12 protein-coding genes are annotated in these 13,574 nt (G+C 75.6%); 10 read left to right on the forward strand and 2 right to left on the reverse strand.

Translation table 11 applies throughout. From position 1 onward, the window contains the following. The first annotated feature begins 340 nt into the window (after nt 1-340). On the forward strand, nt 341-1,480 hold the full coding sequence (locus LWC33_RS30510) for a glycoside hydrolase family 16 protein (protein ID WP_233308144.1): 1,140 nt from the start codon (nt 341-343) through the stop codon (nt 1,478-1,480). A gap of 396 nt (nt 1,481-1,876) precedes the next feature. Beyond that, complete coding sequence (locus LWC33_RS30515; protein WP_233308145.1) at nt 1,877-2,155, forward strand: Lrp/AsnC family transcriptional regulator; 279 nt, start codon at nt 1,877-1,879, stop codon at nt 2,153-2,155. A 4-nt stretch (nt 2,156-2,159) separates the two neighbouring features. Here the strand turns inward: LWC33_RS30515 and LWC33_RS30520 are convergent, their stop codons facing one another. After that, nucleotides 2,160-3,896 carry a DEDD exonuclease domain-containing protein gene (locus LWC33_RS30520; protein ID WP_233308147.1) on the reverse strand — a complete coding sequence of 579 codons (1,737 nt, stop codon included), beginning with the start codon at nt 3,894-3,896 and terminating at the stop codon, nt 2,160-2,162. Between the two features lie 122 nt (nt 3,897-4,018). Between LWC33_RS30520 and LWC33_RS30525 the strand changes: the two genes are divergently transcribed. The 4 genes from LWC33_RS30525 (at nt 4,019) to LWC33_RS30540 (ending at nt 8,497) form a co-directional block, all read left to right on the forward strand. Further along, nucleotides 4,019-5,359 carry an NYN domain-containing protein gene (locus LWC33_RS30525; protein WP_233308149.1) on the forward strand — a complete coding sequence of 447 codons (1,341 nt, stop codon included), beginning with the start codon at nt 4,019-4,021 and terminating at the stop codon, nt 5,357-5,359. A gap of 95 nt (nt 5,360-5,454) precedes the next feature. Then, complete coding sequence (locus tag LWC33_RS30530; protein ID WP_233308150.1) at nt 5,455-5,781, forward strand: hypothetical protein; 327 nt, start codon at nt 5,455-5,457, stop codon at nt 5,779-5,781. Nucleotides 5,782-6,034: 253 nt separating this feature from the next. Continuing rightward, entirely contained in the window at nt 6,035-7,258 is a 1,224-nt protein-coding gene (locus LWC33_RS30535) for an NlpC/P60 family protein (RefSeq protein WP_233308151.1), read from the forward strand. 102 nt (nt 7,259-7,360) lie between these two features. After that, nucleotides 7,361-8,497: a glycosyltransferase family 4 protein gene (locus LWC33_RS30540; RefSeq protein ID WP_233308153.1), complete on the forward strand. Its 1,137-nt coding sequence runs from the start codon at nt 7,361-7,363 to the stop codon at nt 8,495-8,497. Between the two features lie 93 nt (nt 8,498-8,590). On the opposite strand, the gene LWC33_RS30545 is transcribed toward LWC33_RS30540, so the two are convergent. Next, the gene (locus tag LWC33_RS30545) at nt 8,591-10,402 is read right to left on the reverse strand and encodes an AMP-dependent synthetase/ligase (protein WP_233308154.1); all 1,812 of its coding nucleotides are present in this window, start codon (nt 10,400-10,402) and stop codon (nt 8,591-8,593) included. Between the two features lie 201 nt (nt 10,403-10,603). On the opposite strand from LWC33_RS30545, the gene LWC33_RS30550 reads away from it, so the two are divergent. The 4 genes from LWC33_RS30550 to LWC33_RS30565 are packed head-to-tail and all read left to right on the forward strand — an operon-like array spanning nt 10,604 to nt 13,573. Continuing rightward, nucleotides 10,604-10,999: a polyketide cyclase / dehydrase and lipid transport gene (locus LWC33_RS30550; RefSeq protein WP_233308156.1), complete on the forward strand. Its 396-nt coding sequence runs from the start codon at nt 10,604-10,606 to the stop codon at nt 10,997-10,999. Nucleotides 11,000-11,011: 12 nt separating this feature from the next. Further along, the gene (locus LWC33_RS30555; RefSeq protein WP_233308158.1) at nt 11,012-11,800 is read left to right on the forward strand and encodes a metallophosphoesterase family protein; all 789 of its coding nucleotides are present in this window, start codon (nt 11,012-11,014) and stop codon (nt 11,798-11,800) included. 22 nt (nt 11,801-11,822) lie between these two features. Beyond that, nucleotides 11,823-12,275 (forward strand): SRPBCC family protein, encoded by a 453-nt coding sequence (locus LWC33_RS30560; protein ID WP_233308160.1) that lies wholly within the window; start codon nt 11,823-11,825, stop codon nt 12,273-12,275. 32 nt (nt 12,276-12,307) lie between these two features. After that, on the forward strand, nt 12,308-13,573 hold the full coding sequence (locus tag LWC33_RS30565; protein ID WP_233308162.1) for an ArsA family ATPase: 1,266 nt from the start codon (nt 12,308-12,310) through the stop codon (nt 13,571-13,573). Nucleotide 13,574: the final 1 nt, after the last annotated feature.

The raw sequence follows: 13,574 nt of genomic DNA on the forward strand, positions 1-13,574 counted from the left end.
CGCGCCGCCGCCGGCCGCCGCGCCGCCGCCGGGTGCCGCGCTGCCGCCGGGTGCCGCGCCGGCGGACGTCGCCCCTGCGGTCGGCGTGGCGCCGGCTCAGTCCGTCGCGCCGGGAGGCGTCGCTCCGACCGTCGAACCGGCGGATCCCGCTGCCGGCGCGTCACCCGTCGCCGTCTCGGCCCCCGGCGGGCCCGCCGTCGCGTCTCCGGCTTCGCCCGTGGGCGGCGCCGCAGCGGATCCGTCGGCCGGCTCGGCCGATCCGGTGGCGGACCCCGGAGCGCCCGTCTCGTCGGGCGGAACTGTCGCCGAGCCCGGCGGGGGCGCGGTGCCGGAGCCTCCCGTGCCCCCGGTCGTCACGCCGCCGGTGGTGACCCCGCCCGGGGTGGAGGCGCCCGTGGTCGTGCCGCCGGCCGAGCCCACCACTGCTGCCGAGAAGTACGGCTGGGGAACGCCGCTCCCGGAATCCGACGAGTTCGACTACACGGGCGGGCCGGACCCGGCGAAGTGGAGCACGATCAACGGCTGCTGGGCCGGGCACAACGGAAACGGCAAGCGCTGCGGCGACCGCAGCACGGTCGACGGCGAGAAGCTGATCCAGACCGGGCTGCGCAACGGCGACACCGGCTGGCTGGCGTCGAAGCTCGACCAGCGGTACGGCCGCTGGGAGGCGCGGGTCCGCTCCTTCAACACTGCGGACTCGGGCAAGGAGTACCACCCGCTGCTGATCGTGTGGCCCGAGTCGGACAGCTGGCCGCAGGACGGCGAGTACGACTTCCTCGAGAACGGGGCACCCGGCGAGGAGTGCGCGAACGCCTTCATCCACTACCCGCACCCGAGCATGCCGGTGCAGCAGGAGTTCCTGGAGGAGAAGGACTGCGGGGCGCCGCTGTCCGAGTGGCACACCATCGCCTTCGAGTGGACCCCCGACCACGTGCGGGGCTACATCGACGGCAAGGAGTGGTACACACTCGAGAACGGCGCGGGTCCCGGCGGCCGCAAGAACATCCAGGACATGCCCTCCGGGCACCTGACCATCCAGTTCGACAACTTCCACGGCGGCGGGATGCGCGAGGCCAGCTACGAGATCGACTGGGTGCGCATCTACTCGCTCGACGGCGCCGGGCAGTCCTCGGCGACCGACCCGGGCTCGGGCGCGACGGCCGGCGACACCGTTACCGGCAGCCAGGACTCGTTAGGCGGGGACTCGTCAGGCCGGGACTCGGCAGGCCGGGACTCGGCAGGCCAGGACTCGTCCGGACCGGACGCCCCCGGCCAGAACTCGTCCGGACCGGACGCCTCCGGCCCGGCGACGTCCGGCGGATCCGGATCCGGTGACGCCCGCTTCGGCGACTCGTCGGACCACTCGTCCGGCGGCGGCTCCTCGGACGGGGAGCGGTCCAGCGAGGGAACGATGACCGAGGCGGCGCCGGCGGCCTCGGCCACCCGGGCCTCGTCCTTCGACGCACTCCACTCCGACTGACCCTCGGCCACCTGCTCGCACACCCGGTGGCTGCCCGCACAGGCCGGCCATCGGGGGTGCGATGCGTCCGACGTGTGCGACGCGTCCGACGTGTGTGCGACCGCCACCTGCTGCCATCCGCGCCGCGGCCATCCGCGGGTCACGGCCCGCCACCGCGCGCGGGACGCCACCACTCACGGCCCGCCACGACCGCGGCCCGCACAGAGGACGGTCCGGCACAGATCGCGGCCCGGCACAGATCGCGGCCCGGCACAGATCGCGGCCCGGCACAGTTCACGGCCCGCCGCGCATCACGGTCGGGTGTGGATCACGGCCGGTGTGGATCGCGGCAGCGGGGCTCCGGCTGGGCTAGCCTCCGCAGCGAACCGTCCCGAGGCCTCGTGAGAAGGAGAGCCCGTGATCACCGCGATCGTCCTGGTCCACACCCTCGCCGACCGGATCCCCGAGACCGCGCAGGCGATCGCGGACATCGAGGGCGTCGCCGAGGTCTACTCGTGCGCCGGCGACGTCGACCTGATCGCCCTGGTGAAGGTCCGCGAGCACGAGCAGCTCGCCGACCTCATCGCGGGCAAGATCTCCAAGGTCGACGGCGTGCAGCACACCGACACCCACATCGCCTTCCGCTCCTACTCCCGCGCCGACACCGAGGCCGCCTTCTCCGTGGGCTCCACATAGACGCTCACCCCCGCCCCGCCAGCACCTCGGTGGCGGCGCGACCGGCCTCCGTACCCTCCCGTGCCTTGAGCGCCCATCCACTCCACCGCGCGGCGCCCTGCGCCGGCTCGGACCAGGGTTCGCAGTACACGAGGCGGGTGCCGGCGGTGGTGAGCCAGCGGTAGATCAGCCGCACCTCCTCGGGCGGGGCACCGTGCAGCGGCCCCTCGCCGGGCAGGATCGTCTGGGCACCGGCCCGCAGGGCCTCCACCACCGGCATCGGGCGCACGCCGCGGCGCGCCACGTCGGCCGCCGCCAGCTGCCCGTACCGCACCACCGCGAGCTCCCAGCCGCCCCGCCCGTCCGGCCGCGCGCCGACGAGCTCGGGCTGGGCGGCCAGTGCGGCCAGCGTCTGGCGCCGCTCGAGCGCCGAGATCAGCGCCGCGAGCCGGTCCCGGTCGCCCGCCGCCTCCTCGAACCGTTCCTTGCCCGCGAGCGCGTCGACGGCCCCGGCGAGCCGGTGCAACGGGTCGTCGCTCGCCCCGTGGACCAGGGCCCGCAGCGCCTCGACGGCGGGGGCGTACTCCTCAGGCGACTGCAGGCCCGCGCACGGGGCGCCGCACTTGCCCAGCTCGTGCAGCATGCAGGGTGACGCCGACGGCGCCCGGGCCGGGATCCGCTGGGTGCAGCGCCGCAGGGGCACGGCGTCGAGCAGCGTGTCCAACGCCGTGGCGGCCGAGCGGTGCGAGGCGAACGGGCCCAGTGCGCCCTCGCGCGCGCTGGTGATCACCGACAGCCGGGGGAAGGGTTCGGCGGTCGGCGCCACCCACCACGTGCGGCCGGGGTTGCGCGAGCGGCGGTTGTACCTGGGTTTGTGCGCCGCGAGCAGCCGCAGCTCGCGGACGCCCGCCTCGAGCGCGTGGGCACAGACGACCGAGTCCACCCGCTCGGCCAGCGCCACCATGTCCCGGATCCGCCGCCGCCGCTCGCCCGCGGTGAAGTAGCTGCGCACCCGGCGCCGGAGATCGCCGCTGGTCCCGACGTAGAGCACCTCCTCCCGCGGGCCGCGGAACAGGTACACCCCCGGTGCCGACGGCACCTGCTCCGCGAGATGGCGCTTCTGCCGCTGACGCTGGGTCGGCCGGTGCGCCGACGCGCCCCGGGTCAGCGCGAGCAGCTCCTCCAGGCTCTGCACGCCCAGGTTCCCCACCCGCTCGAGCAGGTGGTGCAGCACCTCGACGGTGGCCCGTGCGTCGGACAGCGCCCGGTGGTTCGGCTGGGTGCGGGTGCCGAAGTGCCGGGCGAGGGCGCCGAGCCGCACGCTCGCGCACTCGTCCCGGGGGAGGACCGCCCGGGCGAGCCGCGCCGTGCAGACGACCGGAGGCCGCGGCCACACCTGCCCGTGCCGCTCGCAGGCGGAGCGGAGGAACCCGGCGTCGAACGGTGCGTTGTGCGCCACCAGCACGGCGCCGGTGAGGAACTCCAGCACCGACGGCAGCACCGCGGGCAGCCGCGGTGCGGTGCGGACCATCGCGGTGGTGATGCCGGTGAGCGCCACGACGTTGGGCGGGATGCCGGTGCCGGGGTCGACGAGCGTGCCGAGCTCGCCCAGCTCCTCGCCGCCCCGGACCTTGACGGCCCCGACCTCGGTGATCCCGTCCCGCTCGTGGCTCCCGCCGGTGGTCTCGAGGTCGAGCACGACGAACGTCACCTCGCGCAGCGGGGTGCCGAGCTCGTCGAACGACAGCTGGGGAGCGGTCACGGGGCGAACGGTAGTTCGACCCCCCGACAATTCCTCGCACACCCGTTCGAGGCGTGTCGCGGGGCGGGCGGGTCGCGGCCGAATGCGTGGCCGCTCGTCCGGATCGGGGATAACCTTGACCGATGTACCCGGAGGACGCCACGCCCGAGCACCCGCAGGGTGCCGTGGGCTCGTCCGGACGGGTCGCGGACCTGGACTGGAACCTCCTCCCGGACCCCGTGCGGCACCGGCTCGCGGAGGTCGCCGGCACCGCGCTGGCCGGCCTCCCGCCGGCCGAGGTGCCCGCCGCGCTCCGCCAGTTCGCCCGTTTCACCCCCGCCAAGCGCGCCCGCCTGGGCGGCACGAAGCTCGTCCGCGAGCTGCGGGACAACGCGACCTTCCGCACCGCCGTCGTCGCGTGGTGGGAGGAGCACCGCCCCGGCGAGCTCGCCGCCGGCCCGGACGAGCCCCTCACCGCCGCGGCCGCCGCCGTGCTGACCGGCGCCCCCGACGCGCGTGGCGCGGTCGCCTCCGTCGCCCGCCGGGGTGACGCGGCCGAGGCCCGTGCCGAGCGTGACGAGGCCCTGTCCCGGGCGGACAAGCTGACCGTCGAGGTCGAGCGGCTGCGCGCCGAGCTGACCGAGGCACGCGACCAGGCCCGCGAGGCCGCCGCGCAGCGCGAGCAGGAGCTGGCGCAGCTGCGCCGCAAGGTGTCCGACCAGGGCACCAGGCTGCGCTTCGCCCAGGACGCGCAGGCCGAGTTGGAGGCGGAGGTCGTCCGGCTGCGGGCCGGCGTCGACGGCCGGCTGGCCGAGGTGGTCGCCGAGCGGGACCGCGAACGGGAGCGGGCCGACGAGGAGCGCCGCCGCGCCCGGCGCGCGCAGGCCGAGGTCGCGGCCGCGCGGCAGGCGGCCAAGGAGGCCAGGCAGGGCGACGAGGTCCGGCTCGGGCTGCTGCTCGAGACCCTCGGCGGCGCCGTGCAGGGCCTGCGCCGGGAGCTCTCCCTCGGCGGCGGTGGGCCGCGTCCCGCCGATCTCGTCGCCGGGCCGGACGGCAGCCGCGGCACCACGGTCGCCACTCTCGCGACGCTCGACGCGCTGCTGGCCCTGCCCGCCGCGCACCTCATCGTCGACGGCTACAACGTGAGCAAGACCGGCTATCCCGAGCTGCCGCTGGCCGACCAGCGCACCCGGCTCGTGGGGCAGCTGGGCGCACTCGCGGCGCGGACCGGGGTCGAGGTCACCGTCGTGTTCGACGGCGCCGCGGTCAGTGCGGCGCAGACCCGCGGGGCCCGGGGCGTCCGGGTGTTGTTCAGCGACCCCGGCGTGATCGCCGACGACGTCATCCGCGACCTCGTCGCGGCCGAGCCGCAGGGCAGGCCGCTGCTCGTCGCCTCCTCGGACCGCGCGGTCGCCGCGTCGGTGCGCCGCCGCGGGGCGCACGCGGTGCCCTCCTCGATGCTGCTCGGCCGCCTCCGCTCCTGACGGTCTCCGCAGGTCAGCGGCCGTTCTCCGGAAACTGTCGGTGCCGCTCCGTACGGTGCGCCCCGACGAGATCACCGGAGGCGAGGAGCGACACGATGATCGTCGACTGCGACAGCTGCGAGGTCCGCGGGTCGTCCTGCGGGGACTGTGCGATCGGGGTCCTGCTGGGCATGCCGGAGGTGCCGGCGGGCGTGCCCGCCGTCGACGCGGCGGAGCTCGCCGACGGCGGCGAGGTGATCGGCGTGGGCGGCGAGGACCTGCCGTCCGGCGCGCCGCGGGTACAGCTCGACGCAGCCGAGCGGCAGGCGTTGGCCGTCCTGGCGGACCAGGGACTGCTGCCGCGGTTGCGCTTGGTCCCCATGCGGACGCACACCGTCACCGACATCGGGGCTCCGGAGGCCGATCACCGCAACGCTGTGTAGCGAACCGCGGCACGATCGCGGCGGGCGGCCACGTTCGGCGACGAACGGGTCGCCGACCGCTCACAGCACGGCTCGCGGACGAGGTCTGGACGGGTGAATCACACGCTCGTAATCTCGCCGCGACCTCGCGTCGAGCGGCCGTCGTCCCCAGGGCGGCCCGTGGGGTCACCGCCGCGGCGCCCCTCCGGCGCCCCGCCGCCCGGGACCCCGACCCGGGCGGGCGCGGCGGGTGCGAGGAGGGAGTCGCGTCCGCGTGCTGTCGTCCCGAGAGCGGAGGACCCGGCGGGCCGCAGCGGCCCGGACGGGCGCGCGGGCCGGCGCACTGGTCACCGTGCCGGTCGCGCTGGTGGCCGCGGCGGTCGTCACGGTCGTCGCGCTCCCGGCCGGTACCGCGGCCGCCGATCCGGTCCTGCCGGGTATCCCCGGGATCCCCGCGCCGGCGGCTCCCGCCGCGCCCGCGGACCCGCCGGCACCGGCGGCTCCGGCGGCGCCCGCCGTCTCGCCGGCGCCCGTAGCCCCCACGGTGCAGGTCCCGGCGGTGCCCGAGCCGCCCCGGACGCCGGAGGAGGCGCGGCAGCGCGTGGCCGACGTCCAACACGAGGCCGAGGCGCTCACCGAGCAGTGGCACGCCGCCACGGACGACCTCACCGCCAAGCAGGCCGAGGCCGACCGGCTCCGCGAGGAGGTGGACCCCCTGCGCGCGGCCGCGGACCAGGCCCGCGCGGACGAGGAGACCTACCGGCAGACGCTCGACGGCGTCACGCTCTCGTTCTACGAGAACAGCCGGCTGGACCAGTTCAACGCCCTGGTGGACAGCCCGTCGCCGCAGGCCTACCTGGACCAGATGTCGGCGCTGGAGACGCTCTCGGCCGACCGGCTCGTCGCGCTCGACGAGCTGAAGGACAAGGCCGACCGCGCCGCGCAGACGCAGGCCCAGGCCGACGACGCGACGGTGCGCGCTCAGACCGCCGCCGACGACGCCCGCCGCGCGGCGGACGAGATCGGGACCCGCAAGGCCGACGCCGAGAAGCGGATCGGTGAGGCCGAGGACCTCCTGCGCCGGCTGAGCCCGAACGAGATCGCGGACCTCAACGGGCCGGCGGAGGACGCGCCGGGAGTCCTGCTGGGCACCGGCGTCGGCGCCGACGCGCTGCGGGCGGCGGCGACCAAGCTCGGCCGGCCGTACGTGTGGGGGGCCAGCGGGCCGGGCTCGTTCGACTGCTCCGGGCTGACCTCGTGGGCGTTCAAGCAGGCCGGGATCACGTTGCCGCGCTCGAGCAGCGCACAGGCCCGGGTCGGCACCCCGGTCTCGTGGAACGACCTGCAGCCCGGCGACCTCGTCTTCTACTACTCCCCGGTGAGCCACGTCGGCATCTACGCCGGCGGCGGCAAGATGATCAACGCGCCGCAGAGCGGCGACGTCGTGAAGTACCAGACCGTCTCCCGCCGCGCGTTCACCGGCGCCCGCCGCATCTGACCCGTCCGCTCCCCGTGCCGTCGGCGGCCGGGCCGCCTCCGGCGATCCGGCCGCCGCGGACGTCGCGCCGGGGCGGGGAAGGCGGCCCGATAGGTTCGCCGGGTGGCCCGCACGCTCCTCGTCACGAACGACTTCCCGCCCCGCCGGGGCGGCATCCAGAACTACCTGCGGGCCCTGGCCGACCGGTTGCCGCCGGGGGAGCTGGCCGTGTACGCACCGGCGTGGGAGGGCGCTGCCACGTTCGACGCCGGCCTCGGCTATCCCGTCCACCGGCACCCCACGTCGTTGATGCTGCCCGTGCCCGAGGTCGCCCGGCGCGCGGCCGGCTACGCCCGGGAGCACGGCGCCACCACCGTCTGGTTCGGCGCCGCGGCGCCGCTGGCGCTGCTGGGGCCGGTGCTGCGCCGGTCCGCGGGCGTCGAGCGGATCGTGGCCAGCACGCACGGGCACGAGGTCGGATGGTCGATGCTGCCCGGTGCGCGGCAGGCCCTGCGCCGCATCGGCGACGACGCCGACGTCGTCACCGTGGTCTCGCGCTACACCCGCGGCCGGTTCGCCGCGGCCTTCGGGCCGCGGGCGGCCCTCGAACACCTGCCGCCGGCCGTCGACACCGAGGTCTTCCGGCCGGACCCGGCCGCCCGGGAGGCGCTGCGGGCGCGGTACGGGCTGGGGGAGGCCCCGGTGGTGACCTGCCTGTCCCGGCTGGTGGCGCGCAAGGGGCAGGACACGCTGATCGAGGCCCTGGCGCCGCTGCGGGACCGGGTCCCGGGAACCCGGCTGCTGATCGTCGGCGACGGGCCGGACCGGGACCGGCTGCCCCGGCTCACGCAGCGGCACGGGGTGGCCGAGCACGTCGTGTTCACGGGGGCGGTGCCGGCGGACGAGCTCGCCGCGCACCAGGCGGTCGGCGACGCGTTCGCGCTGCCGTGCCGGACACGGGGCGGCGGGCTCGACGTCGAGGGTCTCGGCATCGTGCTGCTCGAGGCCTCGGCGTGCGGGGTACCGGTGGTGGCGGGGGACAGCGGCGGGGCGCCGGAGACGGTGCGCGAGGGCGAGACCGGGCACGTCGTCGACGGCCGGGACCCGGCCGCAGTGGTCGACGCCCTCGCCGACCTGCTCGGCGACCCCGACCGGGCGCGGAAGATGGGCGCCGCGGGACGGGCCTGGATGCAGGAGGAGTGGACCCTCCCCACCCAGGTCACCCGCCTGCAGCGCTTCCTGACCGGGATGGAGCCATAACGCGCGCCAGCCGGCGTCAGGAGCGCGTCATGGCTCCATAACGCGCTCAGTGCGCCCGAGAATGCGCGTTATGGCTCCGTGACGCTGCGTCGGTCAGGCCGGCTGCGGGGTCTCGGCCGGGGCGTAGATCGCGGCGATCTCCGCGGCGTACTGCTGCGCCACGACCGCGCGCTTGACCTTGAGCGTGGGGGTGAGCTCCCCGCCCGCCTCGGTGAAGTCGACGGGCAGGATGCGGAACTTGCGGATCCGCTCGGCCCGCGACACCGCCTGGTTGGCCTCCTCGACCGCCGCGGCGATCTCCCCGCGCAGCTCCGGGTCGTCGACCAGGTCGGCGGCGGAGCCCGGGTCGCCCGTGGCGGCCTTGCCGTGGCGCTCGCGCCAGGCGGGCAGCGCCTCCGGGTCGATGGTCACCAGCGCGCCGATGAAGGGCTTGCCGTCCCCGACGACCATGCACTGCCCGACCAGGGGGTGCGCCCGCAGCCGGTCCTCGAGCACGGCGGGGGCGACGTTCTTGCCACCCGCGGTGACCAGCAGCTCCTTCTTGCGGCCGGTGATCCGGAGGTAGCCGGCGTCGTCGAGCTCGCCGATGTCGCCGCTGTGGAACCAGCCGCCCTCGAGCGCCTCGGCGGTGGCCTTCTCGTTCTGCCAGTAGCCGCGGAACACGATGTCGCCGCGGAGCAGGATCTCGCCGTCGTCGGCGATCCGGACGGAGTGGCCCGGCACCGGCCGGCCGACGGTCCCGACCCGCTGCGCCGAGAGCGCGTTGACGGTGATGCCGGCGCTGGTCTCGGTGAGGCCGTAGCCCTCGAGGATCGGCAGCCCGATGCCGCGGAAGAAGTGCCCGAGGCGCTCGCCGAGCGGGGCGCTGCCGGACACGGCGGCGACCACCCGGCCGCCGGTCGCGGCGCGCAGCTTGCCGTACACGAGCTTGTCGAACAGGGCGTGCTTGACCTTGAGCCCGAGTCCGGCGCCACCGGTGTCCCGGGCCTGCGACCACGCGATCGCGGTGTCGGCGGCGGCGTCGAAGATCCGGCCCTTGCCCTCGTCGTGCGCCTTCTGCCGGGCGCCGTTGTAGACCTTCTCGAACACGCGCGGGACGGCGAGCAGGAAGGTCGGGCGGAAGGTCTGCAGGTCCGGCAGCAGGTTCTTGGTGTCGGGCGTGTGCCCGATGACGGTGCGCGAGGCGATGGCACCGCACTGGATGATCTTGCCGAAGACGTGCGCCAGCGGCAGGAACAGCAGCACCGAGCCGGTGTCGGTGAGCAGCTCGGAGAGCACCGCCCGGGTCGAGGCGATCTCGGTGAGCAGGTTGCGGTGGGTCAGCTCGCAGCCCTTGGGGCGGCCCGTGGTGCCCGACGTGTAGATCAGCGTGGCCAGGTCGTCCGCCTTCACGGCCCGGCGGCGCTCGTGGACCTGCTCGTCGGCGAGGTCCTTGCCCGCGGCGACGAGCTCGTCGACCGCGCCGGTGGCGATCTCCCTGACGAACCTCAGCGTGGTACCGGCCTCCGCGACCAGCGCCGCGTGGTCGGCGGTCTCGACCACGATCCCGACCGCGCCGGAGTCCGAGAGGATCCACTCGATCTGCGACGCCGAGGAGGTCTCGTAGATCGGGACCGTGACGCCGCCGACGGCGAGGATCGCGTAGTCGAGGAGCGTCCATTCGTAGCGGGTGCGCGACAGGAGCGCCACGCGCTCGCCCGGTTCGACCCCGGAGGCGATCAGCCCCCGCGCGACGGCCGTGACCTGCGCGGCGAACTCGGCGGCGGAGACGTCCCGCCAGCCGTCGCCCTCCTGCACCCGAAGCAGGGGCGTCCGCGGGACCTCGGCCTCGTTCGCGTAGACGGCGTCGAGGAGGTTCTCCTCCGGACCGACCGTGACGGTCGCCGGGACGCTGTACTCACGCACGATCCTGACCTCCTGGCCGGCATTGGCAGGTTACTCGTGAGGAAAGATAGCGCGTCGCCACGCCGGTCGGCAGGGCAGCGGGTGTCCGGCTTGTCCGGTTCGCCGCCTGGGGCCCGCGCGGCCCCCGATCCGGCCCGCGCGGGCCCCCGTCGCAGGTCCCGCAGGTGGGGCGGAAGGATCAGGCCCGCGAGGAGGTGCCCGGTGCCCAGTGTGGACGTGGTGGACGAGACATTCCTGGCCGTACCCCGTGCGCGCGTCGCCGCCGCGTTCGCCGACCGGGCGGCGTGGCCCGGGTTCTGGCCGGACCTGCGGCTCGAGGTGCTCGCCGACAGGGGTGACGAGGGCGTGCGCTGGACGGTGGGAGGGGCGCTGACCGGGAGCATGGAGGTGTGGTTGGAGGCCGTGCTCGACGGCACCGTCGTCCACTACTTCCTGCGCGCCGACCCGACCGGCCCGAACGGCCTGCCGACGACCTGGCCCCGCCGCCGCGCCGTCGCCGAGACCCAGCGCCGGCAGCGGGCCGCCAAGCGGATCGCGTTCGCGCTCAAGGCGCGGCTGGAGGCGGGCCGGGCTCCGGGGGAACCCCCGCTGACGTAGCGTCTGCAGATCATGCGGGTGCATGTGGTCTCCGACGTGCACGGCAACGTCGAGGCCCTCGCCAGGGCGGCCGACGGTGCCGACGCGGTGTTCGTGCTCGGCGACCTGATCGACTTCGTCGACTACCGGAACCCCGAGGGCGGGATCCTGGGCCGCGTCCTGGGCCCCGAGGTGAGCCGGAGGTTCGGCGAGGTGCGCCGCGCCGGCGGGCCCGGTGAGCTGCGGGAGTTCGCCCGGCAGGCCTGGTCGCGCATCCCCGACCCGGCCGCCGTGATCGAGGAGGCGATCGCCGAGCAGTACGAGGCGATGTTCCCCGTGCTCCCGGACCCGACCTGGGCGATCCCCGGCAACGTCGACGTCCCCGACCTCTGGCCCGCGCACGTCCGGCCCGGCACCCGGGTGCCCGACGGCGAGGTGGTCGAGATCGGCGGGCTGCGCGTCGGCTTCGTGGGCGGGGTGCCGCTGCCGCCCGGGTTCCCGCCGCGCAAGGGCGGTCCCTGGCGCCCGCACCTCGTCCCGAGCGAGGACTACCTGGTGGCGGTCGGCAAGCTCTCGGACGTCGAGCTGCTGTGCACGCACGCCCCGCCGGCGGTGCCCGCCCTGCACTACGACGTCGTCACCAAGCGCCGTGAGCTGCCCGGCCAGGGCCTCGTGGAGCTGATCGAGCGCGACCGGCCGCGGGCCGCGCTGTTCGGGCACGTCCACCAGCCGCTGGCGCAGCGGGCCCGGTTGGGCGCGACCGAGTGCGTCAACGTCGGGCACTTCCGGAAGACGGGCGAGCCGTACGTACTGCGCTGGTGATCGGCCCGGTAACGTGCGCGGCATGGCCGACGCGACGACGTCCTCGATCACCATCGACGCCGACCCGGAGACGGTCATGGCGGTGATCGCGGACTTCGAGGCCTACCCCGAGTGGGCGGACCAGGTGAAGACGGTCGAGATCCTGGAGAAGGGTGCCGGATCCGACCCCGCCCGCGCCGACCGTGTGCGGTTCTCGATGGACGCCGGCCCGATCAAGGACACCTACACCCTCGACTACGACTGGGCGTCCGACGGCCGCTCGGTGAGCTGGACGCTGGTCAAGGGCCAGATGCAGAAGGCCCAGAACGGCTCGTACACCCTGGAGTCCGCGGGCGGCGCCCCGACCACGGTGACCTACAGCCTCGCCGTGGACCTCAACATCCCGATGATCGGCATGCTGCGCCGGAAGGCCGAGAAGGTGATCATCGACACCGCGCTGAAGGGCCTCAAGCGCCGCGTGGAGAGCCGCTCCTGAGCGCACACCCCCCGGCGGCTACGCTGCCGCGCGTGCGGGTCGTGCTGTTCACCGGCAAAGGGGGCGTCGGGAAGACGACGCTCGCCGCGGCCACGGCCGCCCGCCTCGCCCGGTCCGGGCGCAAGACCCTCGTCGTCTCGACCGACCCCGCGCACTCGCTCGGCGACGCCCTCGGCGAGCGCCTCGACGACACCACCGAGGCCGAGCCCGCGGAGCTCGGGAACGGGTTGTTCGCCGCGCACGTCGACACCCGGGTGCTGCTCGACGACACCTGGGCCGAGCTGCAGGGACACCTGCGCACGCTGCTGGCCGGGGCCGGCGTCGACGAGCTGCTGGCCGACGAGCTGACCGTGCTGCCGGGCGTCGAGGACCTCCTCGCGCTCGCCGAGGTGCACCGGCTCGCCACGTCCGGGCTGTGGGAGGTGGTGGTCGTCGACTGCGGCCCCACCGCGGAGACGCTGCGCCTGCTCGGCCTGCCCGAGGCGCTCTCCGGGTACCTGGAGCGGCTGTTCCCCGCGCACCGCCGGGCGGTTCGCGGCATGATCGCCGGGCTGGCCTCGGGACGGGCCGGTGCCGAACAGGCGGCGGGCTGGGACCGCACGGTCGACGCCCTGGACCGGCTCGCCGCGCAGCTCGCCGGGCTGCGTGCCCTGCTGGCCGACCGCGAGGAGACCTCCATCCGCCTCGTCCTCACGCCCGAGCGGGTCGTCGCCGCGGAGACCCGTCGCACGCTGACCGCCCTGGCCCTGCACGACCTGCAGGTCGACGGCCTGGTGGTCAACCGGGTCATGCCCGCCCCGCCGCCGTCGCTGCGCGGGCCGACCGCGCGCTGGCTGCGCGAGCGGCACACCGAGCAGCAGGCCGTGCTGGCCGAGGTGCGGGCGGAGTGCGGCGCCGCGGTGCCGCTCGCGACGGTGCCCTACACCGCGGCCGAGCCGACGGGCGTCGAGGCCCTGGTCGCGCTCGCCGGCTGCCTGTACGGCGACACGGACCCCGTCGCGCCCGCCCCGCCCGGCGCCCCCGCACTGCGCCTCGAGCGCATCGCCGGCAGCGGTACCTCCGCCGACTCCGAGTTCGAGCTGGCCCTGCGCCTGCCCGGCGCGGCCGACGGCCCGCTGGACCTGACCCGGGTCGGCGACGAGCTGGTGGTCACCGTGGGCGCCACGCGGCGCCGGGTGAGCCTGCCCGCCGTGCTGCGCCGGTGCGAGGTCACCGGGGCACGGCTGGTCGGCGAGGGCCACGCGACGGAGCTCGTCGTGGTGTTCGCGCCGGACCCGGCGGTCTGGATGACGCGGTGAC

Origin of the sequence: Pseudonocardia terrae, from assembly GCF_021343995.1 — a bacterium.
GTDB classification, from domain to species: Bacteria; Actinomycetota; Actinomycetes; order Mycobacteriales; family Pseudonocardiaceae; genus Pseudonocardia; species Pseudonocardia terrae.

Excerpts from the sequence above, each read along its gene's own strand:
- LWC33_RS30555 (WP_233308158.1), top strand. The coding sequence starts at position 11,012 with ATGCGGGTGCATGTGGTCTCCGACGTGCACGGCAACGTCGAGGCCCTC.
- LWC33_RS30560 (WP_233308160.1), top strand. The coding sequence starts at position 11,823 with ATGGCCGACGCGACGACGTCCTCGATCACCATCGACGCCGACCCGGAG.
- LWC33_RS30530 (WP_233308150.1), top strand. The coding sequence starts at position 5,455 with ATGATCGTCGACTGCGACAGCTGCGAGGTCCGCGGGTCGTCCTGCGGG.
- LWC33_RS30525 (WP_233308149.1), top strand. The coding sequence starts at position 4,019 with ATGTACCCGGAGGACGCCACGCCCGAGCACCCGCAGGGTGCCGTGGGC.